22 protein-coding genes and 1 riboswitch are annotated in these 22,965 nt (G+C 61.9%); of the genes, 12 read left to right on the top strand and 10 right to left on the bottom strand.

Features of this window, described 5'->3' with window-relative positions; genetic code table 11:
• The first annotated feature begins 6 nt into the window (after nucleotides 1-6).
• The 3 genes from ACLEXF_RS08350 to ACLEXF_RS08340 are packed head-to-tail and all read left to right on the top strand — an operon-like array spanning nucleotide 7 to nucleotide 2,825.
• Nucleotides 7-1,164: an ABC transporter permease gene (locus tag ACLEXF_RS08350; protein ID WP_080841637.1), complete on the top strand. Its 1,158-nt coding sequence runs from the start codon at nucleotides 7-9 to the stop codon at nucleotides 1,162-1,164.
• Nucleotides 1,157-2,104, top strand: a complete 948-nt coding sequence (locus tag ACLEXF_RS08345; RefSeq protein WP_043520342.1) for an ABC transporter ATP-binding protein — start codon at nucleotides 1,157-1,159, stop codon at nucleotides 2,102-2,104. Before ACLEXF_RS08350 ends, ACLEXF_RS08345 begins: the two co-directional genes overlap by 8 nt.
• The gene (locus tag ACLEXF_RS08340; RefSeq protein WP_004201597.1) at nucleotides 2,088-2,825 is read left to right on the top strand and encodes an ABC transporter permease; all 738 of its coding nucleotides are present in this window, start codon (nucleotides 2,088-2,090) and stop codon (nucleotides 2,823-2,825) included. Before ACLEXF_RS08345 ends, ACLEXF_RS08340 begins: the two co-directional genes overlap by 17 nt.
• Here ACLEXF_RS08340 and ACLEXF_RS08335 read toward each other — a convergent pair.
• Nucleotides 2,800-2,913 (bottom strand): protein YohO, encoded by a 114-nt coding sequence (locus ACLEXF_RS08335; RefSeq protein ID WP_002912762.1) that lies wholly within the window; start codon nucleotides 2,911-2,913, stop codon nucleotides 2,800-2,802. The two genes, ACLEXF_RS08340 and ACLEXF_RS08335, sit on opposite strands and share 26 nt — an antisense overlap.
• A 229-nt stretch (nucleotides 2,914-3,142) precedes the next feature.
• Between ACLEXF_RS08335 and ACLEXF_RS08330 the strand changes: the two genes are divergently transcribed.
• The 3 genes from ACLEXF_RS08330 to ACLEXF_RS08320 are packed head-to-tail and all read left to right on the top strand — an operon-like array spanning nucleotide 3,143 to nucleotide 6,062.
• Nucleotides 3,143-4,831, top strand: a complete 1,689-nt coding sequence (locus tag ACLEXF_RS08330; RefSeq protein ID WP_004201596.1) for a sensor histidine kinase — start codon at nucleotides 3,143-3,145, stop codon at nucleotides 4,829-4,831.
• Nucleotides 4,825-5,544, top strand: a complete 720-nt coding sequence (btsR, locus tag ACLEXF_RS08325; protein WP_004144215.1) for a two-component system response regulator BtsR — start codon at nucleotides 4,825-4,827, stop codon at nucleotides 5,542-5,544. The genes ACLEXF_RS08330 and btsR overlap by 7 nt, the downstream gene beginning before the upstream one ends.
• 47 nt (nucleotides 5,545-5,591) lie before the next feature.
• On the top strand, nucleotides 5,592-6,062 hold the full coding sequence (locus ACLEXF_RS08320) for a DUF1456 family protein (RefSeq protein ID WP_017899341.1): 471 nt from the start codon (nucleotides 5,592-5,594) through the stop codon (nucleotides 6,060-6,062).
• Between the two features lie 109 nt (nucleotides 6,063-6,171).
• Here the strand turns inward: ACLEXF_RS08320 and metG are convergent, their stop codons facing one another.
• Entirely contained in the window at nucleotides 6,172-8,205 is a 2,034-nt protein-coding gene (gene metG, locus ACLEXF_RS08315) for a methionine--tRNA ligase (RefSeq protein ID WP_032456480.1), read from the bottom strand.
• A 153-nt stretch (nucleotides 8,206-8,358) separates the two neighbouring features.
• Between metG and apbC the strand changes: the two genes are divergently transcribed.
• Nucleotides 8,359-9,468: an iron-sulfur cluster carrier protein ApbC gene (gene apbC / locus ACLEXF_RS08310; RefSeq protein WP_043520345.1), complete on the top strand. Its 1,110-nt coding sequence runs from the start codon at nucleotides 8,359-8,361 to the stop codon at nucleotides 9,466-9,468.
• Here apbC and ACLEXF_RS08305 read toward each other — a convergent pair.
• Both ACLEXF_RS08305 and ACLEXF_RS08300 read right to left on the bottom strand, forming a co-directional pair.
• Complete coding sequence (locus ACLEXF_RS08305; protein ID WP_043520347.1) at nucleotides 9,465-9,926, bottom strand: GNAT family N-acetyltransferase; 462 nt, start codon at nucleotides 9,924-9,926, stop codon at nucleotides 9,465-9,467. The two genes, apbC and ACLEXF_RS08305, sit on opposite strands and share 4 nt — an antisense overlap.
• Entirely contained in the window at nucleotides 9,901-10,218 is a 318-nt protein-coding gene (locus ACLEXF_RS08300) for an RcnB family protein (protein ID WP_004201590.1), read from the bottom strand. The genes ACLEXF_RS08305 and ACLEXF_RS08300 overlap by 26 nt, the downstream gene beginning before the upstream one ends.
• A gap of 183 nt (nucleotides 10,219-10,401) precedes the next feature.
• Between ACLEXF_RS08300 and ACLEXF_RS08295 the strand changes: the two genes are divergently transcribed.
• The gene (locus ACLEXF_RS08295; protein WP_004201589.1) at nucleotides 10,402-11,301 is read left to right on the top strand and encodes a LysR family transcriptional regulator; all 900 of its coding nucleotides are present in this window, start codon (nucleotides 10,402-10,404) and stop codon (nucleotides 11,299-11,301) included.
• Here the strand turns inward: ACLEXF_RS08295 and ACLEXF_RS08290 are convergent.
• Nucleotides 11,291-12,634 (bottom strand): NCS2 family permease, encoded by a 1,344-nt coding sequence (locus tag ACLEXF_RS08290; RefSeq protein ID WP_023318729.1) that lies wholly within the window; start codon nucleotides 12,632-12,634, stop codon nucleotides 11,291-11,293. The two genes, ACLEXF_RS08295 and ACLEXF_RS08290, sit on opposite strands and share 11 nt — an antisense overlap.
• Nucleotides 12,635-12,636: 2 nt before the next feature.
• Nucleotides 12,637-14,448, bottom strand: a complete 1,812-nt coding sequence (locus ACLEXF_RS08285) for an adenine deaminase (protein WP_080828048.1) — start codon at nucleotides 14,446-14,448, stop codon at nucleotides 12,637-12,639.
• A 120-nt stretch (nucleotides 14,449-14,568) separates the two neighbouring features.
• On the opposite strand from ACLEXF_RS08285, the gene ACLEXF_RS08280 reads away from it, so the two are divergent.
• Nucleotides 14,569-15,483 carry a LysR family transcriptional regulator gene (locus tag ACLEXF_RS08280; RefSeq protein ID WP_072206886.1) on the top strand — a complete coding sequence of 305 codons (915 nt, stop codon included), beginning with the start codon at nucleotides 14,569-14,571 and terminating at the stop codon, nucleotides 15,481-15,483.
• Here ACLEXF_RS08280 and ACLEXF_RS08275 read toward each other — a convergent pair.
• Entirely contained in the window at nucleotides 15,480-15,902 is a 423-nt protein-coding gene (locus tag ACLEXF_RS08275) for a universal stress protein (protein ID WP_205426236.1), read from the bottom strand. The genes ACLEXF_RS08280 and ACLEXF_RS08275 overlap by 4 nt on opposite strands.
• Before the next feature lie 185 nt (nucleotides 15,903-16,087).
• Nucleotides 16,088-16,185, top strand: a riboswitch (TPP riboswitch).
• Between the two features lie 34 nt (nucleotides 16,186-16,219).
• Between ACLEXF_RS08275 and thiM the strand changes: the two genes are divergently transcribed.
• The 3 genes from thiM (at nucleotide 16,220) to fbaB (ending at nucleotide 18,990) form a co-directional block, all read left to right on the top strand.
• A complete protein-coding gene (gene thiM, locus ACLEXF_RS08270; RefSeq protein ID WP_205426235.1) occupies nucleotides 16,220-16,993 on the top strand; it encodes a hydroxyethylthiazole kinase in 774 nt (257 codons plus the stop codon).
• The gene (gene thiD / locus ACLEXF_RS08265; RefSeq protein WP_009307429.1) at nucleotides 16,990-17,790 is read left to right on the top strand and encodes a bifunctional hydroxymethylpyrimidine kinase/phosphomethylpyrimidine kinase; all 801 of its coding nucleotides are present in this window, start codon (nucleotides 16,990-16,992) and stop codon (nucleotides 17,788-17,790) included. The genes thiM and thiD overlap by 4 nt, the downstream gene beginning before the upstream one ends.
• A 147-nt stretch (nucleotides 17,791-17,937) precedes the next feature.
• On the top strand, nucleotides 17,938-18,990 hold the full coding sequence (gene fbaB, locus ACLEXF_RS08260; protein ID WP_004201578.1) for a class I fructose-bisphosphate aldolase: 1,053 nt from the start codon (nucleotides 17,938-17,940) through the stop codon (nucleotides 18,988-18,990).
• A 60-nt stretch (nucleotides 18,991-19,050) separates the two neighbouring features.
• Here the strand turns inward: fbaB and ACLEXF_RS08255 are convergent, their stop codons facing one another.
• From ACLEXF_RS08255 to ACLEXF_RS08245, 3 genes are all read right to left on the bottom strand, one after another.
• Nucleotides 19,051-20,334: an RbtT/DalT/CsbX family MFS transporter gene (locus ACLEXF_RS08255; RefSeq protein WP_004201577.1), complete on the bottom strand. Its 1,284-nt coding sequence runs from the start codon at nucleotides 20,332-20,334 to the stop codon at nucleotides 19,051-19,053.
• 80 nt (nucleotides 20,335-20,414) lie between these two features.
• Nucleotides 20,415-22,022: an FGGY-family carbohydrate kinase gene (locus ACLEXF_RS08250; RefSeq protein ID WP_205426233.1), complete on the bottom strand. Its 1,608-nt coding sequence runs from the start codon at nucleotides 22,020-22,022 to the stop codon at nucleotides 20,415-20,417.
• A gap of 27 nt (nucleotides 22,023-22,049) precedes the next feature.
• Nucleotides 22,050-22,799, bottom strand: a complete 750-nt coding sequence (locus tag ACLEXF_RS08245) for an SDR family oxidoreductase (RefSeq protein WP_023318720.1) — start codon at nucleotides 22,797-22,799, stop codon at nucleotides 22,050-22,052.
• Nucleotides 22,800-22,965 lie beyond the last annotated feature (166 nt).

Genomic DNA, 22,965 nt, shown 5'->3' with positions numbered 1-22,965 from the left:
CCACCGGTGACCATTCGCTGTACTCACCGCGTCGGCCTGCTGCTGACAGGCCTGCTGCTGGTTACGCTGGCGCTGCCGTTTATCACTTACGCGCCGAATCGCTTACTCTCCGGGGAAGGGCGCGGGCTGTGGCAGGTGATGCCCTGGCTCGCCGGTGTTCAGCTGGCGGCAGCCCTCGCCGGGATCCTGCTCTGCTGGCTGCCGGGCAGGGTCGCGCCGCTTCTCCATCTGCTGCTGGCCGAACTGCTCTTCCCGCTGCTTATCTGGGGCAGCGGCCAGGCGGCGCTTGAGCTCTCCCGGCACGGCTCGCCGCTGGCGCGCACCTCGCCCGGCAGCGGCCTGTGGCTGTCGCTGGCGCTCTGCCTGCTGCTGGCCAGCGAGGCCATTCGTCATCTTACCGCCCGGCCGCTGTGGCGCTGGCTGCTCAATGCGCAAGTCTGGCTTCTGCCCATCATCCTGCTCGCCGCCGGGGCGCTCGATCAGCTCTCGCTGCTGAAAGAGTATGCCAACCGCCAGGAGGTGTTTGACGACGCTCTGCGCCAGCATCTGCTTCTGCTGTTTGGCACCCTGCTGCCGGGCCTGCTGATCGGCCTGCCGCTGGGGGTATGGCTCTGGCGGCGTCCGCGCTGGCAGGCGCCGGCCTTCACTGTGCTCAATGTGATCCAGACTATCCCGTCGGTGGCGCTGTTCGGCCTGCTGATTGCCCCGCTTGCCGGTGTGGCGCGCTATTTTCCGGCGCTGGGCGAGCTGGGCGTCTCCGGGACCGGCGTGGCGCCGGCCCTGATTGCCCTGACGTTGTATGCGCTGCTGCCGCTGGTGCGTGGGGTGGTGACCGGCCTGCAGCAGGTGCCGCAGGATGCGCTGGAGAGCGCGACGGCGATGGGCATGAGCGCCGGGCAGCGCTTTCGCCAGGTGCAGCTCCCGCTGGCGATGCCGGTGCTGCTGCGCAGCCTGCGGGTGGTCAGCGTGCAAACCGTCGGCATGGCGGTGGTGGCGGCGCTGATCGGCGCCGGCGGCTTTGGCGCGCTGGTATTTCAGGGGCTGCTGAGCAGCGCGCTGGATCTGGTGCTGCTGGGCGTGATGCCGACCATTGCCCTGGCGGTGGTGGTGGATGCTCTGTTCGCCCTGTGGGGCGCCTGGCTAAAAGGAGAGGCCAATGATTGAGTTTCAAGGGGTCAGCAAAGCGTTTGCCGGCCACCCGGCGGTGAAGGACCTGACCCTGGAGCTGCGCGAAGGCGCCTTTTCGGTGCTGGTGGGAACCTCCGGCTCGGGCAAGTCGACGACGCTGAAAATGATCAACCGCCTGCTGGAGCCGGACCGGGGCATGATTCGCTTTGCCGGCGAAGACATCCGCCAGCAGCCGCTCCTGACCCTGCGGCGACGGATGGGCTATGCCATCCAGTCTATCGGCCTGTTTCCCCACTGGACGGTGGCGCAGAATATCGCCACCGTGCCGCAGCTGCAAAAATGGCCGCGGGCGAGGATCGCCGACCGGGTCGACGAGCTGATGGCGCTGTTGGGGCTGGAGGCGACGCTGCGCGACCGCTACCCCCATCAGCTTTCCGGCGGCCAACAGCAGCGGGTCGGGGTGGCGCGGGCGCTGGCGGCAGACCCGGAGGTGCTGCTGATGGATGAACCCTTCGGCGCTCTCGACCCGGTGACCCGCGAGGCGCTGCAGCAGGAGATGCTGCGCATTCACCGCCTGCTGGGGCGAACCATTATCCTGGTGACCCATGATATTGACGAAGCGCTACGTCTGGCGGACCACCTGGTGCTGATGGACGGTGGCGAGGTGGTCCAGCAGGGGGCGCCGCTGGCGATGCTCCTGCGGCCAGAGAATAGCTTTGTGCAGACCTTTTTTGGCCGCAGCGAGCTGGGCGTGCGCCTGCTGTCGCTGCGTGAGGTGCGGGACTATCTGCGCCCCGACGAGCGGCTGGCGGGCGAGGGGCTGACCGTCACCATGACCCTGCGGGAAGCGCTATCGCAGTTTGTCGCCCGGCGCTGCGAGGCGCTGCCGGTGGTGGATGCCGAGGGGCAGCCCTGCGGCACGCTGCATTTTGCCGATCTGCTGCGCCAGGAGGCGAGCCATGAAGGCGCTTCGTGAGCCGTTGTGGTGGCTTATCGCGCTGTTCATCGGCCTGCTGATGGGGCTACCCTACAGCGCGCCGCTGTTCAGCCGGCTGTTTCCGGAGCTGCCGCGGCCGGTTTACCAGCAGGAGAGCTTCTGGGCGCTCACTCTCGATCACGGCTGGCTGGTAGTGGTATCCAGCCTCGCGGCAACCGCCGTCGGGCTGGGGGCAGGGGTGGCGGTTACCCGGCCCGCGGGCAGCGCTTTTCGTCCGCTGGTGGAGACCATCGCCGCTATCGGGCAGACCTTTCCGCCGGTGGCGGTGCTGGCGATGGCGGTACCGGTGCTGGGCTTTGGCTGGCTGCCGGCGCTGATCGCCCTCGCGCTGTATGGCATACTGCCGGTGCTGCAGGGGACGCTGGCCGGGCTGGGATCGATACCGTCGGGCGTGTCAGATGTGGCAGAAGGGATGGGAATGACCGGCTGGCAGCGTCTGTATAAGGTGGAGCTGCCGCTGGCGGCCCCGGTGATCCTGGCGGGGATCCGCACCTCGGTCATCGTCAATATTGGTACCGCGACGATAGCCTCGACGGTGGGGGCCAATACGCTTGGGACGCCGATCATCATCGGCCTGAGCGGGTTTAATACCGCCTATATTGTGCAGGGGGCGCTACTGGTGGCGCTGGCGGCGATCATTGTCGACCGCGCGTTTGAGCGTCTGACCCGCTGGATCAGCCGACACCGCCACGCACAATAAAGGAATAGCCGGCCAGCATTACGCCGCTGATCCCGCCGATGGCCATAAGTAAGAAGAGAGTGACGACCGCGATTTTCGCTGGCTTCATAATAGGCTCCTGATGTTAACAGGGGGATTATACGGTGAAGCGCAGGTGTTAATGAAACATTAATTGCGGTTTAGCGCGCCGCGCCGGGCTTTTTGCCTATTTGGCTAAGCAACGCGCCGCAAAAAAGTGTGATCCTGCCCGTCATTTTTCATTTTTATGCAGGGCTTCAAAGAAAGTTTTCGCCAGTCAGGGTATGGTACGCGCTTTCTGAAATGTGTGGTTTGCGGGTATGTACGAGTTTGATCTGGTGTTGCTGCTGCTTCAGCAGATGTGCGTATTTTTGGTCATCGCGTGGTTGATGAGCAAAACCCGACTGTTTATCCCCCTGATGCAAGTCACCGTTCGCCTGCCGCACAAGCTGCTGTGCTACGTCACCTTCTCCATTTTCTGCATTATGGGGACCTATTTTGGTCTGCATATCGAAGACTCTATCGCCAACACCCGCGCCATCGGCGCCGTGATGGGCGGCCTGCTCGGCGGCCCGGTGGTCGGCGGGCTGGTGGGGCTGACCGGCGGACTGCACCGCTACTCGCTGGGGGGGATGACCGCCTTAAGCTGCATGGTCTCCACCATCGTCGAGGGGCTACTGGGCGGTCTGGTGCACAGCGTGCTGGTCAAACGCGGCCGGCCGGACAAAGTCTTTAGCCCGCTCACCGCCGGGGCGATCACCTTCGTGGCCGAGCTGGTGCAGATGATGATCATTCTGCTGATTGCCCGCCCGTTCCAGGACGCCCTGCATCTGGTGCAGAGCATTGCCGCGCCGATGATGGTGACCAATACCGTCGGTGCGGCGCTGTTTATGCGCATTCTGCTGGACAAGCGGGCGATGTTCGAGAAGTACACCTCCGCTTTTTCCGCCACGGCGCTGAAGGTGGCGGCGTCCACCGAGGGGATCCTGCGTCAGGGGTTCAACGAAGAGAACAGCATGAAGGTGGCCCAGGTGCTTATCCAGGAGCTGGATATCGGCGCGGTGGCGATCACCGATCGCGACAAGCTGCTGGCGTTTACCGGCATCGGCGACGACCACCATCTGCCGGGCAAACCTATCTCCTCGTCGTATACGCAACGGGCGATTGAGACCGGGGAGGTGGTGTATGCCGACGGCAACGAGGTGCCCTACCGCTGCTCGATTCATCCGCACTGTAAGCTGGGATCGACGCTGGTGATCCCCTTACGCGGTGAGAACCAGCGGGTGATCGGCACCATCAAACTGTATGAGGCGAAAAACCGTCTGTTCAGTTCGATCAACCGCACCCTCGGAGAGGGTATTGCTCAGCTGCTGTCGGCGCAGATCCTCGCCGGGCAGTACGAGCGGCAGAAGGCGCTGCTGACGCAATCCGAAATCAAGCTCCTGCATGCCCAGGTTAACCCGCACTTCCTGTTTAACGCGCTCAACACCCTGAAGGCGGTGATCCGTCGCGACAGCGAGCAGGCCGGCCAGCTAGTGCAGTATCTGTCGACCTTCTTTCGCAAGAACCTGAAGCGGCCGACGGAAATCGTCACCCTCGCCGATGAGATAGAGCATGTTAACGCCTATCTGCAGATTGAGAAGGCCCGCTTTCAGGCTAACCTGCAGATCCAGATGGCGGTGCCGGAAGGGCTGGCGCATCACCAGCTGCCGGCCTTTACCCTGCAGCCGATCGTGGAGAACGCCATTAAGCATGGCACATCGCAGCATCTAGGCGTCGGCGAAATTACCATTCGCGCCAGCCAGGACGATCGCTGGCTGCAGCTGGATATCGAAGATAACGCCGGGCTGTACCAGGCCAACCCTCAGGCCAGCGGGCTGGGGATGAATCTGGTGGACAGGCGGCTGCGGGCGCGTTTTGGCGCCGACTGCGGCATCAGCGTCACCTGCGAGCCGGAGCGCTTTACCCGTGTCACCCTACGTCTGCCCCTGGAGGAGAATGCATGCTGAGAGTATTGATCGTCGATGATGAGCCGCTGGCGCGGGAAAACCTGCGTATATTGCTGGAGACACAGCGCGATATCGAGATCGTCGGCGAGTGCGGCAACGCGGTGGAGGCGATTGGCGCGGTACATAAACTGCGTCCCGACGTGCTGTTTCTCGACATCCAGATGCCGCGCATCAGCGGTCTGGAGATGGTCGGGATGCTCGACCCGGAGCACCGCCCCTATATTGTGTTTCTCACCGCCTTTGATGAATACGCGGTGAAAGCCTTTGAGGAGCATGCTTTTGACTATCTGCTCAAGCCGATTGAAGCTGCGCGGCTGGAGAAAACCCTCGCCCGCCTGCGCCAGGAGCGTAATCTGCAGGATGTGTCGCTGCTGGATGATGCTCAGCAGACGCTGAAATACATACCCTGTACCGGTCACAGCCGTATCTGGCTGCTGCAGATGGAGGATGTAGCCTTCGTCAGCAGCCGGATGAGCGGCATCTACGTGACCGACCGCGAGGGCAAGGAAGGGTTTACCGAGCTGACCCTGCGCACCCTTGAGAGCCGCACGCCGCTGCTGCGCTGCCATCGCCAGTATCTGGTGAATATGGCGCACCTGAAGGAGATTCGCCTGGAGGAGAATGGTCAGGCGGAGCTGCTAATGCGCGCCGGGCAAACGGTGCCAGTGAGCCGACGCTATTTAAAAAGCCTGAAAGAGGCGATTGGCCTGTAAAGCTGCTACACTGCGCCCCATTGCATCATCGACAGTAAAAGGCACTCATGCTCAGTAATGATATTCTTCGTAGCCTGCGCTACACCCTGAAAGTCAATAATAACGATATGGTGCGCATTCTTGCGCTATCCGCTATGGAATCCACCTCCGCCAGCTTCGACACCTGGACCACGAAAGAGGATGAAGAGGGCTTTGTCCGCTGCCCGGACATTATTCTGTCGGGTTTCCTCAACGGCCTGATCTATGATAAGCGCGGCAAAGACGATTCGGCGCCGGAGTTAGCGCTGGAGCGTCGGGTGAATAACAACACGGTGCTGAAAAAGCTACGGATCGCCTTCTCGCTGAAAACGGACGATATTGTGGCGATCATGAGCGAGCAGAAATACCGCGTGTCAGTGCCGGAAGTGACCGCCATGATGCGATCGCCTGACCACAAAAACTACCGCGAGTGCGGCGACCAGTTTCTGCGCAATTTCCTGCGCGGGCTGACCCAGCGGGTGCATCACCCGAAACCGTGATTTTTGCCGGGTGGCGGTTTCGCCTTACCCGGTCTACATAACCCGTAGGCCCGTGCAAGCGCAGCGCCGCCGGGCAAAAAAAAGCCGGATGGTTAATCCGGCTTTTTTATTATTTCACCTGCTGACCCGGCCTGGCGCCGTCGTCAGGGCTTAACAGGAAGATATCCTTCCCGCCAGGGCCGGCGGCCATCACCATCCCTTCCGAGATACCGAAGCGCATTTTGCGCGGCGCCAGGTTGGCGACCATCACCGTCAGGCGGCCAATCAGCGGCTGCGGATCCGGATAAGCGGAGCGGATGCCGGAGAAGACGTTACGTTTCTCGCCGCCCAGATCCAGCGTCAGGCGCAGCAGCTTGTCGGAGCCTTCAACAAATTCCGCGTTCTCAATCAGCGCCACGCGCAGATCGACTTTGGCGAAATCATCAAAGGTGATGGTGTCCTGAATCGGATCGTCCGCCAGCGGGCCGGTCACTGGCGCAGCTGCGGCTTTCACCTCTTCTTTTGACGCTTCAACCAGGGCTTCCACCTGTTTCATCTCGATGCGGTTGTACAGCGCCTTAAACGGATTGACCTTGTGCGCCAGCAGCGGCTGCTGAATGGCGTCCCAGCTCAGCTCGCTGTTGAGGAACGCTTCCGCACGCGCGGCCAGCTGCGGCAGGACCGGTTTCAGCCAGGTCATCAGCACGCGGAACATGTTCAGACCCATGGTGCAGATGGCCTGCAGGTCGGCGTCGCGGCCTTCCTGTTTCGCCACCACCCACGGCGCCTGCTCATCGACATAGCGGTTGGCCACGTCGGCGAGCGCCATGATTTCGCGGATGGCCTTACCGAACTCGCGGCTGTCCCACGCTTCGCCGATGCTTTCCGCCGCGTCGGTGAAGGTTTTGTACAGCGCCGGGTCGGCCAGCTCAGCGGCCAGCACGCCGTCAAAACGCTTGCTGATAAAGCCGGCGTTGCGCGAGGCGAGGTTAACCACCTTGTTGACGATGTCGGCATTCACGCGCTGGATAAAGTCTTCCAGGTTGAGGTCGATGTCATCGATGCGCGAAGAGAGCTTGGCGGTGTAGTAGTAGCGCAGGCTGTCAGCGTCGAAATGATTTAACCAGGTGCTGGCCTTGATAAAGGTCCCGCGCGACTTGGACATCTTCGCGCCGTTGACCGTCACGTAGCCGTGCACGAACAGGTTAGTCGGCTTACGGAAGTTGCTGCCTTCCAGCATCGCCGGCCAGAACAGGCTGTGGAAGTAGACGATGTCCTTGCCGATAAAGTGATACAGCTCGGCCGTGGAGTCTTTCTTCCAGTATTCGTCGAAGCTGGTGGTGTCGCCGCGCTTGTCGCACAGGTTCTTGAAGGAGCCCATGTAGCCGATCGGCGCGTCCAGCCAGACGTAGAAGTATTTGCCCGGCGCGTTCGGAATTTCGAAGCCGAAGTACGGCGCATCGCGGGAGATGTCCCACTGCTGCAGGCCGGACTCAAACCACTCCTGCATTTTGTTCGCCACCTGCTCCTGCAGCGCGCCGCTGCGGGTCCACGCCTGCAGCATTTCGCTGAATGACGGCAGGTCGAAGAAGAAGTGTTCGGAGTCACGCATCACCGGCGTGGCGCCGGAGACCACCGATTTCGGGTCGATAAGCTCGGTAGGGCTGTAGGTCGCGCCGCACACTTCGCAGTTATCGCCGTACTGGTCTGGAGATTTACACTTCGGACAGGTGCCTTTCACAAAACGGTCCGGCAGGAACATGCCTTTTTCCGGATCGTAGAGCTGAGAGATGGTACGGTTTTTGATAAAGCCGTTCTCTTTCAGACGAGTGTAGATCAGCTCCGACAGCTCGCGGTTCTCATCGCTGTGCGTCGAGTGATAGTTGTCGTAGCTGATGTCGAAGCCGGCAAAATCGGTCTGATGCTCCTGACTCATCTCGCCAATCATCTGCTCCGGAGTGATACCGAGCTGTTGCGCCTTGAGCATAATCGGCGTGCCGTGGGCGTCGTCGGCGCAGATGAAGTTGACTTCATGGCCGCGCATTCGCTGGTAACGGACCCAGACATCAGCCTGGATGTGCTCCAGCATGTGGCCGAGGTGGATGGAGCCGTTGGCGTACGGCAGGGCGCACGTTACCAGAATTTTCTTCGCGACTTGAGTCATAGTGAGCATTACATCTTCTGTTGTAAAAAGGGCTTCCGATATTACCAAAAGGGCTGTGGGTGCGCCATAAATGGCTGCCCATATATGGATAATCCTTACCTGTGATAAACTCTGTGATTACTGAAAGCATCTCAAAACAACAAAGGAGTCGGGATGAATTCGCAATCCCAGGCCAAATCCCCCGAGCGCCTACGTGCGATGGTCGCCGGGACGCTGGCCAATTTCCAGCACCCAACCCTGAAGCATAACCTCACCACCCTCAAGGCGCTGCACCATGTCGCCTGGCTGGATGATACCATTCATATTGAGCTGCAGATGCCGTTCGTCTGGAGCAGCGCCTTCGAAGCGCTGAAAGAGCAGTGCAGCGCCGAGCTGCTGCGCATCACTGGCGCGAAGGCTATCGACTGGAAGCTGACCCACAGCATCGCCACCCTCAAGCGCGTGAAAAACCAGCCCGGGATCAACGGCGTGAAGAACATTATCGCCATCAGCTCCGGGAAAGGCGGCGTCGGTAAATCCTCCACGGCGGTAAACATGGCGCTGGCACTCGCCGCGGAAGGGGCGAAGGTGGGCATTCTGGATGCCGATATCTACGGCCCGTCGATTCCCACCATGCTTGGCGCGGAAGACAGCCGCCCGACCTCGCCGGACGGCACCCATATGGCGCCGATCATGAAGTACGGGCTGGCCACCAATTCCATCGGCTACCTGGTGACTGACGACAACGCCATGGTCTGGCGCGGCCCGATGGCCAGCAAGGCGCTGATGCAGATGCTGCAGGAGACCCTGTGGCCGGATCTGGATTACCTGGTGCTGGATATGCCGCCGGGCACTGGCGACATTCAGCTGACGCTGGCGCAGAACATTCCGGTCACCGGCGCGGTGGTGGTCACCACGCCGCAGGACATCGCGCTGATCGACGCCAAAAAGGGCATCGTGATGTTCGAGAAAGTGGAAGTGCCAGTGCTGGGGATCGTGGAAAACATGAGCATGCATATCTGCAGCAACTGCGGGCACCACGAGCCGATCTTCGGCACCGGCGGCGCGCAAAAACTGGCCGAGAAATACCACACCCAGCTGCTGGGCCAGCTGCCGCTGCATATTACGCTGCGGGAAGATCTGGATAACGGCACGCCGACGGTGGTGGCGCGTCCGGAAAGCGAATTTACCGACATTTACCGCCAGCTGGCGGGCCGGGTGGCGGCCCAGATGTACTGGCAGGGAGAAGTGATCCCGGGTGAGATTGCCTTCCGCGCCGTTTAAGGCCGCGGCGAGCGCATCAGCCAGTATCTGCCCTCGGGCGAGGCGCCCTGTGCTTCGATGGTCCAGCCGTGACGCTGGTAGAAGCGCAGGGCGTTTTTATTTTCCATCAGGCACTTCAGCGTCCCGCTGGCGGTAAAGGTCCGTTCGACCTGCGCCAGCAGCGCGCTGCCGATATGTTTGCCCTGCCAGTCCGGGTCGACGAACAGATGGTGAAGGAAATTATCGGCGGTCCATACGGCGGCAAAGCCCACCGGCAGGCCGTCGCATTCCGCGACCCACAGCTGTTCATCCGCGGTGGCGGCATCGAAATCTTCCAGCCGCCACGTCGTGGAGGGAAGCCAGGTCCACGACACACTGCGCGCCCGCAGGAAGAGCTGGCGCAGCGCCGGAGAGTCCGCTGGTTCGCCGGGGCGGATGCGGATATTAAGCGGATCAGCGATGATAGAAGATCTCGCCATCGTACACCTTGAGGATTTTGCCTTCGGTGTCGGTGATCAGCACGTAGTTACCGCCCATATAGGTCCAGTGGCTGCCGGCGTCCGGCGCGGGAAGATTACGCTGCTGCCAGCCTTTGATGTTGTATTCCGGGGTAAGGTACATCGCCGGAACGGTGTCGCCAATGTGAAACTGGGTGAAGTCGGCGGTGAACTCTTTCAGCGCATACTGATCGATCCCCGCGGCAGAAGCCGTCCAGCTGGCGCCAGCGGTGGCAAGGAGTACGCCCAGAAGCATCATTTTTGTTTTACGCATAATTTCCTCAATATTACCTGGACTCAAAATAGCAGCCTCGTATCATTCCTGATGCGTTGCTGAAATGGCAAGCACTGGATTTTTAAAAAGTGTAAGCAAAACACGGCGCAAGTCCGGCGCCGCTTGCGTTGCAGCGACGGTGATGCGTATTTTGGGAGCAATCTGAAGCAGGGGAGAATCGGCATGTTCAGGTTGGAAGATCTGACCTTATTTGTCCGCGCCGCGGCACTGGGCAGTTTTAGCGACGCCGCGCGCGAGGCGGGGCAGCAGCCGGCGCAGGTGAGCGCGGCGATTAAACGTCTGGAGACGATCCTCAATATTCGCCTGTTCGCCCGCTCGACCCGCAGCCTGCGCCTGACGCCGGAGGGGGAGACCTGGCTGCCGTATGCCACCCAGATGCTCGATACCCTCGAGGCCGGCCTGCAGAAGATCCAGACCCCGGATGATGAAATTCGCGGCATGCTGCAGATTGCCGTGCCGTCAGACCTCGGGCGTAACCTGCTCCTGACCTTGTTCCGCGACTTTCGGCAACGCCATCCGGCGCTGCGCCTGCGGCTGCTCTTTTCCGACCAGCTGACCGACGTGTTTAAAGATCCGGTGGACGTCGCGTTTCGCTATGGCAATAACGATGACGCCTCGTTTATTTCGCTGCCGGTGGCGCCGGAAAATCGTCGGGTGCTGGTGGCCTCCCCAGAGTGGATCGCCCGCCACGGCGAGCCGCAGACCCTTCAGGAGCTCGGCCAGCACAATGCGTTGATCTACATTTTGCGCGGCCGCCCGTTCGACCGCTGGTCACTGAGCCTCGACGGAGAAGTTCAGCAGCAGAAGGTCTCCGGCACGGTGATGAGCGACGACGCGGAGGTGATCCGGCGGCTGGCGGTGGCCGGGGAGGGCATTGCCTATAAATCGATGCTCGACGTCAGCGACGATCTGCGGGCGGGCCGCCTGCGGCGCCTGCTGCCGCGTTACCAGGGGGATATGGTGCCGTTGAACCTGATTTGTCCGCACCGCAAGCAGCTCTCTGCCGCGGTGCGTTTGTTATATGAAGAGGTGAAAGCACATTGTGAAGGGCTTAATGTCTAACTAAGGTCGCGAAGTAGTAGACCAGCGGGACGGCCAGCACCCACAGGCCAATCGGGATTTCCCGCCACTTGCCGGCGATGGCCTTGATCACAATGTAAAACAGCAGCCCGCCGGCGATACCGGTGCCGAAGCTGTTGGCGATGAGGGTGATCATCACCATCATCAGTACCGGCAGGCCGTCGGTGAAGTTGCCGAGATCCACTTTGCGCAGGCCGCTGAACATGTTCAGGCCGATCAGGATCAGCGCCGGGGCGGTGGCCTCCTTCGGGATCATCAGCGCCACCGGCGTGAACAGCAGCATCAGCAGGAACATCACCGCCGCCGACAGCGCGGTGAGGCCGGTTTTGCCGCCGGCTTCCGCTGCCGCCGAGGACTCGATCAGCGCCGTTGCCGCCGGAATCCCCACCCACGGGCCGAGCGCCGCAGCAATCGAATCGACCATAAACGGGCGATTAATCTGCGGCATGTTGCCTTCTTCATCCAGCAGACCTGCCTCGCCGCCCACCGCCAGCGTCGTCCCCATGGTGGAGAAAAACTCAGAAGCGAAAAAGACGAACAGGAACGGCAGGAAGGCGATGTTTAACGCCCCCAGCAGGTCAACCTGTCCCAGCACCGGCGCCAGCGAGTGGGGGACATCGATAAAATGCGTCGGCAGTTTGGTCACGCCGAACGGGATCCCCACCAGGGTAGCGCACAGAATGGCCCACAAAATGGCGCCCGGCACCTTACGCGCCTGCAGGGCTATCGCCAGGAACAGGCCGCACAGCGCCACCAGCGCGCCGGGGGCGAGAAAGTCGCCGAGCATCAGGGCGTTGGTTTTCGCATTGGCGAGCACCAGCCCGGCGTTGCGAAAGCCGAGGACGGCGACAAACAGGCCGATGGAGGCCGTCAGCCCCAGCTTGATCGACTGCGGCACCGAGCGGGTGACCACTTCGCGCAGGCCAAAGCGGGTCAGCAGGAAGAAGAGAACCCCTGACCAGCAGGCGATCCCGAGGCCTGTCTGCCAGCCAATCCCCTCGCTACCGGCCAGCGTAACCCCTACCAGCACCGAGCCGCCAATGCCCGGGCCGACGATAAACGGCAGGTTGGCGTAAAACGCCATCAGCAGCGAACCGACGACGAAGACCAGAATGGTGCCGGTGGTGGCGGCGCCTTTGTCCATCCCGCCGATCGCCAGCAGTCCCGGGATGACCACCAGTAAATAGGCGGCGGCGAGGAAACCGGTGATCCCGGCCAGGCATTCAGTGCGTAGCGTGCCGCCGCGCGAGCGCAGCGCAAAGCGGCGCTCCAGCCAGTTATCGCGGGCGGAAGAGTGAAGTGTGTTATCGGCCATGCTCAGGCTCCCTGAGGATTATTGTTGTGAGGCGTTGGCGCCGGGGTCTCCCGGCAGGCTATCAACGGGTCGACTATCTGGCGGCTGCCGCCGTCGGTGAGACCCAAATCGGTTAAATGCGGCCCGGCGTTACAGGCAAGACAGGTGCCTTCAATAGCCTTGAAGACCCGGTACGGCGGCTCCCAGTCAGCGACTCTGCTGCTCAGATCGCGCAGCTCGCGGAACTGACGCGCCAGCTCGACGGCCGGCAGATCCGACAGCATGCCGGCAATCGGCATCGCCACATGGGCGAGGATCTCGCCCTGTTGCGCCAGCGCCATCCCGCCGCCGGAGGCGATAAGCTGGTTGGCCGCCAGCGCCATATCCTCAGCATCGCGCCCGAGCACCACCAGATTGTGTGAGTCGTGGGAGTAGCTGGTGGCGATGGCGCCGCGCAGCTCGCCCCAGCCTTCAAGCAGGGCGATTTGCGGCGTCGCCTGATGGCGGCCGTGGCGGTGCTTGACCCAGATCAGGCTGAAGCCGGCGGGCAGCTGGACCTGGCCGTCGCGGATCTGCACCTCGACCTCACCCCACTGGGTGAAGCGCGCGCCGCGGATATGGCGCAGGCGGGCGACGCCGTGGCGAATGCCCTTGATGCGCAGGATAAAGTCATCGGCGGCGAGGGGGGCTATCTGTAAGGTATCGCGCGGCGGCGTTACGCCCGGCGCCGGGGCGATCGGCTTCAGCAGGCGGCCGGCCTGGGCCAGCCGTTCCCCGCCAACATAGACTTCGCGGGCCGCCAGTTTTTCCAGGGAGTCAAACACCACCAGATCGGCGCGCCGCCCGGCGGCAATCAGCCCGAGATCGTGGCGCTGCAGACGAATAGCGGCGTTGAGGGTGGCGAAACGCAGCGCGTCGACCGCCGGTAAACCGTGCTCGATCAGCAGGTTGAGCAGGGCGATGATCCCGCCTTTCTCCAGCAGCATATCCGGCGGCACGTCATCGGTGCAGACGGTGATCTGCGAGGAGAGGTGCGGCAGCGTTTTCAACGCCGCGACGATATCCGGCAGCAGATAGGGGTGCGAGCCGCGGATCTCGATCGTCAGACCGGCGCGCAGTTTTTCCAGCGCGTCGTCCGCCGAGGTCAGTTCATGATCGGAGGTGACGCCGGCGGCGAGGTAGGCCTGCAGGTCGGCGCCGCTCAGGCCGCGGGCGTGGCCTTCAATCAGTTTGCCGCTGTTGAGACCGGCCTGGACAATCTCCTGCATCCGCTCGCTGCCGTGCAGCACGCCGTGCATATCCATCACTTCTGCCACGCCGCGCACTTCCGGCCAGCCGAGCATGGTCTCCATTTCCGCGCCGGCGAAATCGGCGCCGGACATTTCGAGGCCGGGGGTGGAGGGCACGCTCGACGGCGCGGCGACCATCACCTGCAGCGGCAGGTGGCGGCTGGCGTCTACCGCGTAGCGCACGCCCTCGACGCCGAGCACATTGGCCAGCTCATGCGGATCCCAGAACACCGCGGTGGTGCCCTGGGTGAGGACGATTTCGGCGTAGCGCTCGGGTGGCAGATGCGAGCTTTCGAGGTGCACGTGGGTGTCCATCAGGCCGGGCGACAGATAGCTACCGGCCAGGGAATGCACTTCATGGGCGTCGGCGCGGCTGCCGCGGGGGTGGACGCTGGCGATCATCTCGCCGACGATACCGACGTCAGCGGGGCGAATTTCGCCCGTGGCCATATCGACGATCTGCGCATCGACCAGCAGCAGATCAAACGGGGATTCGCCGCGCGCGGCCTGCACGGCGCGACGGCGGACTTGAGCATTGCTGGACATAACCACTCCGGCACAAGGATAATGCGGATACTCTAGAGGCACAGCAAACGTTTGCCCAGATGAATAAATTTATCACCCGATAAGCTCGGGTTATTGTGCAGGACCACCGTAGCGAACCCGATAATGAAAGAACCCTGGCAGCGACTGCCCGCGCTCTCACTTAAACAGCTTCAGTATTTCGTCACCCTGGCCCAGCTGCGCCATTTTACCGATACCGCCAGTCGGCTGGCGATTAGCCAGCCGGCGCTGAGCAGCGCCCTGCGGCAGATTGAAACGGTGCTCGGCGGCAAGCTGGTCAACCGCACCGCTTCGGCGGTCACCCTGACTGAGCTGGGGGCGGCGATTTTACCCCACGCCCAGCGGATCCTCAGCGTGGCGCAGGCGGCCTTTTTCGATATGCAGCAGATCGTCGAGGCGGGCGGCGACGGGACGGTGCGCATCGGCCTGGTGCCGTCGGTCAGTTCGCTGCTGTTTCCTCTGCTGCCGCAGACCCTGGCCCAGGCCTTTCCCCGCCTGCGCATTGAATTTCACGATCAGACCAACGATGCGCTTATCCTGGCGCTGCAGTGTGGCGAGATTGATTTCGGCATCGGGGCGATCGACAGCTCACTGCCCGCGGAATTGCTGGTCTATCCGCTGCGCGACGATCCCTTCGTGGCGGTGCTGCACCGCGACGATCCGCTGGCCGCGCAGGCGCATCTGCCGTGGAAACAGCTGGTGGGGCGGGACATTGCCGTGTTCTCGAAGGGCAATATCCAGCGGCTGGTGGCGGCATTAGTGGAGAGCCATCGCCTGACGCTAACCACCCGCTTCCAGGTGGACTATATCGAAACCCTGTATGGCCTGGTACGCTCGCGCTTAGCGGTGGCGATTCTGCCGGAGCTGTACACCACCCATCTGCAGGACCCGGCGCTCAAGGTCGCCCAGCTGCAGCAGCCGGCGTTGACCCGCACGGTGGCCCTGATGCGCGGGCCGCAGGCGCTGCCGCCGCTTATCGAAGACTGTTTTTCCCTGCTACAGGCCGCCTTGCGCTAGGGCAGGTGCTTGATCAGCACGTCTATGGTTAAGTGGTTGATGTACTCCAGCGAGTGTGAGGAGAGGACGCCCAGCAGCCGGTTATGGTGCCCGGCAATAATTAAATCGATCTGCCGCTGTCGAATGCAGGCTTCGACATCTTCAAACCGGCGAGTGGTCACCAGCGAGAGAGTATCCACCGGCAGGGAGACGGTGCAGGCCAACTCGTTGAGCAGGGCTTTGGCCTGGATCACCTCCTGCGAGACCTGATCGTCGCGCAGGCTGTCGGAAACATAGTTCAGCGCCCGGTAGTCGGTGCTGATGTGGGCGATGGTGATGCGCATGCCGTTCTCTTCTGCCATTCTGGCGGCATGATCGAGCAGCGGGACGCCGTCCTGACTGCTGTTGATCAGTACCAGCGCATGGTGATAAACGGCCATGGCGTATATCCTCAGTAGGTTAATTAGCTCATGATGTCATCATTTTCCGCCCGCCAGCAGCGGAATGCAATCTTGCCCGGTCGCTTGATGAGCATGATGGCCGCGATGGTGTCGTATGCAGGGTTAAAGGCTTGTTGTATGAACCGGTGAGTTGCGGTAAATTCCACAACGCTTAACAATTTCACTATTTTGACTCGGGGTGCCCTTCTTCGTTGAAGGCTGAGAAATACCCGTACCACCTGATCTGGATAATGCCAGCGTAGGGAAGTCAGAGACCGCAGGGTCATTGCTTCTACCTCGTCTGGCGGGAGCAAACCATGCCTGAGCTGCTGAATCCCGCGCCTGTCGCGCACCTGCGCCATCTGCTGCGCGCCCATTCCCCCCTTGTGCACTGCATGACCAATGACGTGGTGCAGACCTTTACCGCCAATGTTCTGCTGGCCGTCGGCGCCTCGCCGGCGATGGTGATCGATCCTCGCGAAGCGGCGCAGTTCGCCGCCATCGCCGATGCGCTGTTAATCAACGTCGGCACCCTGACCGCAGACCGCGCCGTGGCCATGCGCGCCGCAGTGGAGCAGGCCCGCCGGGCCGACAAGCCCTGGACGCTGGATCCGGTAGCGGTCGGCGCCCTGACCGTACGCACGGCCTTTTGTCGCGAGCTACTGGCCCTGCACCCGGCAGCCATCCGCGGCAATGCCTCTGAAATTCTGGCGCTGGCCGGGATGAGCGGCGGCGGGCGCGGGGTGGATACCACCGATACGGCCGCCGCAGCGCTGCCGGCGGCCCAGGCGCTGGCTCGTCAGCTGAGTACCGTAGTGGCGGTCACCGGCGAGGTGGACTACGTCACCGACGGCGAGCGGGTGCTCAGCGTGGCGGGCGGCAGTGCGCTGATGACCCGGGTGGTGGGCACCGGCTGCGCGCTGTCGGCGGTGGTGGCGGCGAGCGCGGCGCTGCCGGGCGACCGGCTGGAAAACGTGGCCGCCGCCTGCGGGTTAATGAAGCAGGCCGGGGAAATCGCCGCCCGTCACGGGGGACCCGGGAGCTTTGTTCCGGCGTTTCTCGACGCGCTGTATCAGGAGGTGCGGGGATGAAACGCATCAACGCCCTGACCATCGCCGGCACCGATCCCAGCGGCGGGGCCGGTATCCAGGCCGATCTGAAAACCTTCTCCGCGCTGGGAGCCTATGGCTGCTCGGCGATCACCGCCCTGGTGGCGCAGAATACCCGCGGCGTGCAGTCGGTCTATCGTATTGAACCGGACTTTGTGGCGGCGCAGCTCGATTCGGTATTCAGCGATGTGCGCATCGATACCACCAAAATCGGCATGCTGGCGGAGACCGATATTGTGGAAGCCGTGGCCGAGCGGCTGGCGCGCTACCGGGTGGCCAATGTGGTGCTGGATACCGTCATGCTGGCGAAAAGCGGCGATCCGCTGCTGTCGGCCTCGGCGGTGGAGACCCTGCGTCAACGATTGTTGCCTCAGGTGTCATTGATCACCCCGAACCTGCCGGAAGCGGCCGCCCTGCTTGACGCCCCCCATGCGCGCAACGAGCGCGAAATGCTGGAGCAGGGGCGGGCGCTGCTGGCGCTGGGCTGCGGCGCAGTATTAATGAAAGGCGGCCATCTCGACGATGCCGAAAGCCCGGACTGGCTCTTCACCCGCGAAGGGGAACAGCGATTTACCGCGCCGCGAGTGCAGACCAAAAACACCCACGGCACCGGCTGCACGCTCTCCGCCGCGCTGGCGGCGCTGCGCCCGCGTCACGCTGACTGGGCGGCCACCGTTACCGAGGCCAAGGCCTGGCTGTCGGCGGCCCTGGCCCAGGCCGACTCCCTGGAGGTGGGCCATGGCATCGGGCCGGTACACCATTTCCACGCCTGGTGGTAAATGGCAGCGTAACGGGACAGCAGAATCTCCTGAAAAAATGCCCTCCCGGCTGGAAAATAGGCTAAGTCGGTACCAGGCTTAACCTGCCCAAAATAATTGGGTTGGGATAATGCATGCCGGCTCCGGCCGGCCTTACGGGAGATTGCTATGACTGATATTACGCAGTTGCTGGGCAAAGATGCCGAGAGCCTTTTGCAGCACCGTTGTATAACCATTCCGGCCGACCAGCTGTATCTGCCTGGTGCAGATTATGTTGATCGGGTGATGGTGGATAACAACCGGCCACCGGCGGTGCTACGCAATATGCAAACCCTGTACAACACCGGACGTCTGGGGGGGACCGGCTACCTTTCCATTCTGCCGGTCGACCAGGGCGTGGAGCACTCGGCAGGGGCTTCCTTCGCCGCCAACCCGCTGTACTTTGATCCGAAAAATATCGTCGAGCTGGCGATCGAAGCCGGCTGTAACTGCGTGGCGTCAACCTACGGCGTGCTGGCCTCGGTGTCGCGCCGTTACGCGCATCGCATTCCTTTCCTGGTGAAGCTCAACCATAACGAAACGCTGAGCTACCCCACCGAGTACGACCAGACCCTCTACGCCAGCGTTGAGCAGGCGTTCAATATGGGGGCGGTGGCCGTGGGCGCGACGATCTATTTCGGCTCGGAACAATCGCGTCGTCAGATAGAAGAGATTTCCGCTGCCTTTGAGCGGGCGCATGAGCTGGGCCTGGTCACCGTGCTGTGGGCCTATCTGCGCAATTCGGCTTTCAAGAAAGACGGTGTCGACTATCATGTTTCCGCTGACCTGACCGGTCAGGCCAACCACCTGGCGGCCACCATCGGCGCCGATATCGTTAAGCAGAAAATGGCGGAGAATAACGGCGGCTACAAAGCGGTTAACTTCGGCTATACCGACGACCGGGTGTACAGCAAACTGACCAGCGATAACCCTATCGATCTGGTGCGCTACCAGCTGGCCAACTGCTATATGGGCCGCGCCGGGCTGATTAACTCCGGCGGCGCGGCGGGCGGGGAGACCGACCTTGCCGACGCGGTGCGCACGGCGGTGATCAATAAACGCGCCGGCGGCATGGGGCTGATCCTTGGCCGTAAAGCGTTTAAGAAATCGATGGCCGACGGCGTGAAGCTGATCAATGCCGTGCAGGATGTCTACCTCGACGGCAAAGTCACCATCGCCTAAGGCGAAAATCCGGGCGTCACCGCCCGGATTGCTCGTTGTTCCTACCCGATGTCGGGTTTATTAAGACTCCGCCGCGTTGGCGGTAAACGGTTTTGCACTCTGAGCACTGGTAAAGCCAGGCTGTTCAACGCGGATTAACGGGCACAGGAAGAAGGCCAGAATATATAAGGCGGTATAGGCAATCACCACCCCGATGGTGCTGAAATAGGGCAGCAGCACCACGGCGATCGCCGGCGCCAGAAAGTTCGACAGCCCGGCTGACAGGTTATAGACCGAAATCGCCGCGCCTTTATGGTTCGGCTCCAGCGCCGGGAACACCGCCGCCATCGGCACGAATGCGGCGACGAAAATACCCAGGGCAATAGCCGGCACCAGCGCCATCGCAAAGCTGTGGCCAAAGTGCTGAGGGATGTAGTAAAACGCCAGGCTGGAGAACGCCATCCCGATGCAGCCGAACCAGCGAATCACCTTCATCCAGCCCATTTTCTCCGCCACGATCCCCCAGAAAACGTTCGAAAAGATAGTGGTGAAGAAGAAGGCCGCCCACACCTGGAGCCACTCCGAGGTGGTAAAGCCCAGCTCATCAACGAACATCATCGGCATAATCACCGCAAAACCAAACAGCGACAGGGTGTTAATAATGCGCACAATGCTCGAGAACAGGATGCTGCGGTTGGTATAGAGCAGCGTCGCGGCGCGCCCCAGTTCGGCGAGTTTTTCGCGAGTGGTCAGGTTCTGCATATGGCGCGGCGTTTCGGTATGACGCATCGACACCAGCGCAATGATGCCGCCGGTGGCGCAAAAGACCAGCGCCAGCCACAGGGTCCCCATTTCGCCAATGTGGGGAATGGTGAAGCTCGGAATATAGCTGCCGAACACGCCGATGCCCACGGAGTAGACCGCCCAGAACCAGCCCAGCGCAGAGCTGGAACTGTCGCTGCGAACGTTGTGGATAATGGCGACGATAAATGAGTAGAGGAACAGCGGGTAGGCCAGGCCGCGGATGCCATAAAACAGCAGGATCAGCGCATAGTTGGCGCGACCGAGGCCGAAGACGAGGAACAGTACATGGAATACGCACCACAGCACGAAGCCGATCATCATGGCCTTGCGTGGGGTGATGATCTCCGCCACCACGCCGGAGACCCACGCCGACAGGGCGGCGGCCAGACCGTATAGCGTAAAGGCAAAGGAAGCCTGCGCCGGGGTGAATCCGAGTGCTTTGATGTAGTGCGACAGAAAAGCCAGCTCAAAGCCGTCGCCGGTCATAAACACGGCGATGGCGACATATCCCCAGATGAGGTTGAGCGGTAGACCGTACCACTGTTTGTTATTAACGGACATGTTGACCTCGATTTCAGAGTGCAGATGAGTGTCTCCGCTGCACAGCAGCGGAGCATTATTGTTATTAAAAAAGAGGGTTGTTATTCGCGAATCAGCCTGCCGGCCTGTTGTAGCGCCTTATAGGCCTCATACCTGCGCTGATGTAGCGAGCTAAACGCAGTCTCGCTGTGATAGGTGGCATCCACCTGAGTAAATTGCTTCATGGCCTCCGGCAGCGAAGCCGTGATTCCGCCCGCGACGGCGCCGAGGATGGCGGAGCCTAACAGCACCGGCTCGCTGCAGGCGGTGCTCACGACGCTAACGCCGCAGGCGTCGGCCAGCAGCTGCCGCACCAGCGGATGCTGTCCGGCCCCGCCGCTGATGACGATATTTTCACTCTCAATTCCGCAGGCGCGCTGGGCGTCGAGGATCTGTCGCAGGCCATAGCCAATCCCGCATAACCCGGCAACGTACAGCGCGGTCAGGTTATCCAGGTCCCGCTCCATCCCCAGCCCGGCAATCAGCGCTTTCGCGTGGGGGTCGGCAAGCGGCGCGCGGTTACCGAGAAACTCGGGCACCACGTGTAGACCGGCGGCCAGCTTGACCGCCTCAGAAGGCGAGGCAGCCTGCGCCAGTACGCGATCTGCCAGCCAGACCGGCAGAGGGACGCCCGCGGCTTTAGCCTGCTCGCAAGCCGCCGCCGCCGCCGGATGGAAGCTCAGCAGCTGGTCGATTGCTGCGCCGGCGGCGCTTTGTCCGCCTTCAATCAGCCAGTAGCCCGGGACCATCGCCGAATAGTAGGGGCCCCAGACGCCGGGGACGAACACCGCTTCCTCAGTGGTGGTCATGGTGCAGGAAGAAGTGCCGAAGACGTAGGCCATATTGTTGACCGCGCCGTTAAGCACCCCAACGGTGCCGATGCCGCCCGCGTGGGCGTCAATCATCCCCACCGCCACCGGCGTGCCGATCGGCAGGCCCATCTCTTCTGCCGCCGTGGCGCAAAGACCGTCGCCGCAAGGGGTTCCAGGGGCGACAATCCGCTGGCCGATGCGGACAAAATCTTCATCCGCCAGCTCGTCGAGGCCAATCTGGCGGAAGTAGCCGGCATCCCAGCGTTGTTCATGCGCCAGGTAGGTCCATTTACAGGTCACAGTGCAGACCGAGCGGGCGTCATCGCCGGTTGAGCGCCAGGTAAGGTAATCGGCGAGGTCGAAGAAGTGGCGCGCCTGCTGATAGATGTGCGGGCGATTCTCCTTCAGCCACAGAATTTTCGGCGTTTCCATCTCCGGCGAGATTTTGCCGCCAACGTACTGCAGTACCGGGTGGCCCGTCGCGTTGATCTTTTCCGCCTGCGCGGTGGCGCGATGATCCATCCAGACAATAATATTGCGGTCCGGATCGTCCGAAGGCCCGACCGCCAGCGGCGCGTCGTTATCGCCAATCACCACCAGCGAGCAGGTGGCATCGAAGCCGAGCCCGGCGATCGACGACGGCGGGACGCCGGCGCAGGCCACCGCGGTTTTAATGCAGTAGCACACCGCCTGCCAGATTTCACGGCTCGACTGCTCGACCTTGTTTCCGGCGCTGCGAAACAGGGTAATTTCCCGGGTCGCGTGGGCGAGAAGCTCGCCCCGCAGATTGAAGACCCCGGCGCGCACGCTGCCCGAACCGACATCCACACCAATAATGTTTTGCGTATTGTTTTGCATCACATCCTCTCACAGGCTGGTTACGGGTCAGAGATCCACGCTGTTCGGCAGGATCACAATGTCGCGTACGGTGACGTTTTTCGAACGCGTCACCATAAACAGCACTGACTCCGCTACTTCAATCGGCTGCATCAGACTGCCGTTGGCCAGCGCTTCATCCATTTTGGCTTTTGGCCAGTCGTCCAGCAGCGCGGTCACTACCGGGCCCGGTAGTACGGCGCCGACGCGCACGCCATACTGCGCCACCTGACGACGAGTGGTGTGGACAAACGCCTGCACAGCGAATTTCGACGCGGTATAGACAGGCTCCCAGATCACCGGCACCACGCCCGCGATGGAGCTGGTAAAAATAATATCCCCGGATTGTTGCGCGATCAGATGCGGCAGGACGCTGCGCACGCAGCGGAAGGCGGCATTGATGTTGAGGTGCAGCACGCGGTCCCAGACGTCCGGGTCGCCCTCGGCCACCGGCCCGCCGATATAGGCACCGGCGTTGGCGTGGAAGATATCGAGACGCCCGGTAAGCTGCAAAATGCCCTGCAGAAGATTATCGACCTGGTCCGCCTGCATCAGATCCACCTGCAGAGCGAAGGCGTTTTCGCCAAGTTCGGCGACCAGTTTGTTGAGCTTTTCGCCTTCGCGGTCGATTAGCACTACTTTTGCGCCAGCCCCCAGCAGGGTCTTCGCGCACTCGAGGCCGATACCGGACGCCGCGCCAGTGATCGCGGCGACTTTACCGCTGAGGGAAGTATTCATAGAGGAGACAGAGTGGTTCATTTTATAATCCTTTGCCGTGTCTGGTTAAAACTATCGAACCCGAGGGCATCGCGTTCGAGGTTATGGACAAAAACCTGGTAACATATTGAATATCAGCATCATTATTCAGGCTTGCTGGCATGTTAAGGCAGTATGCGCGCGTACTTCCTGGCGTGAAATGGATGCT

This window comes from Klebsiella pneumoniae complex sp. WS1778 (assembly GCF_049472055.1).
GTDB lineage: Bacteria > Pseudomonadota > Gammaproteobacteria > Enterobacterales > Enterobacteriaceae > Klebsiella > Klebsiella quasipneumoniae.
This window is presented reverse-complemented; position numbering and strand designations above follow the sequence as displayed.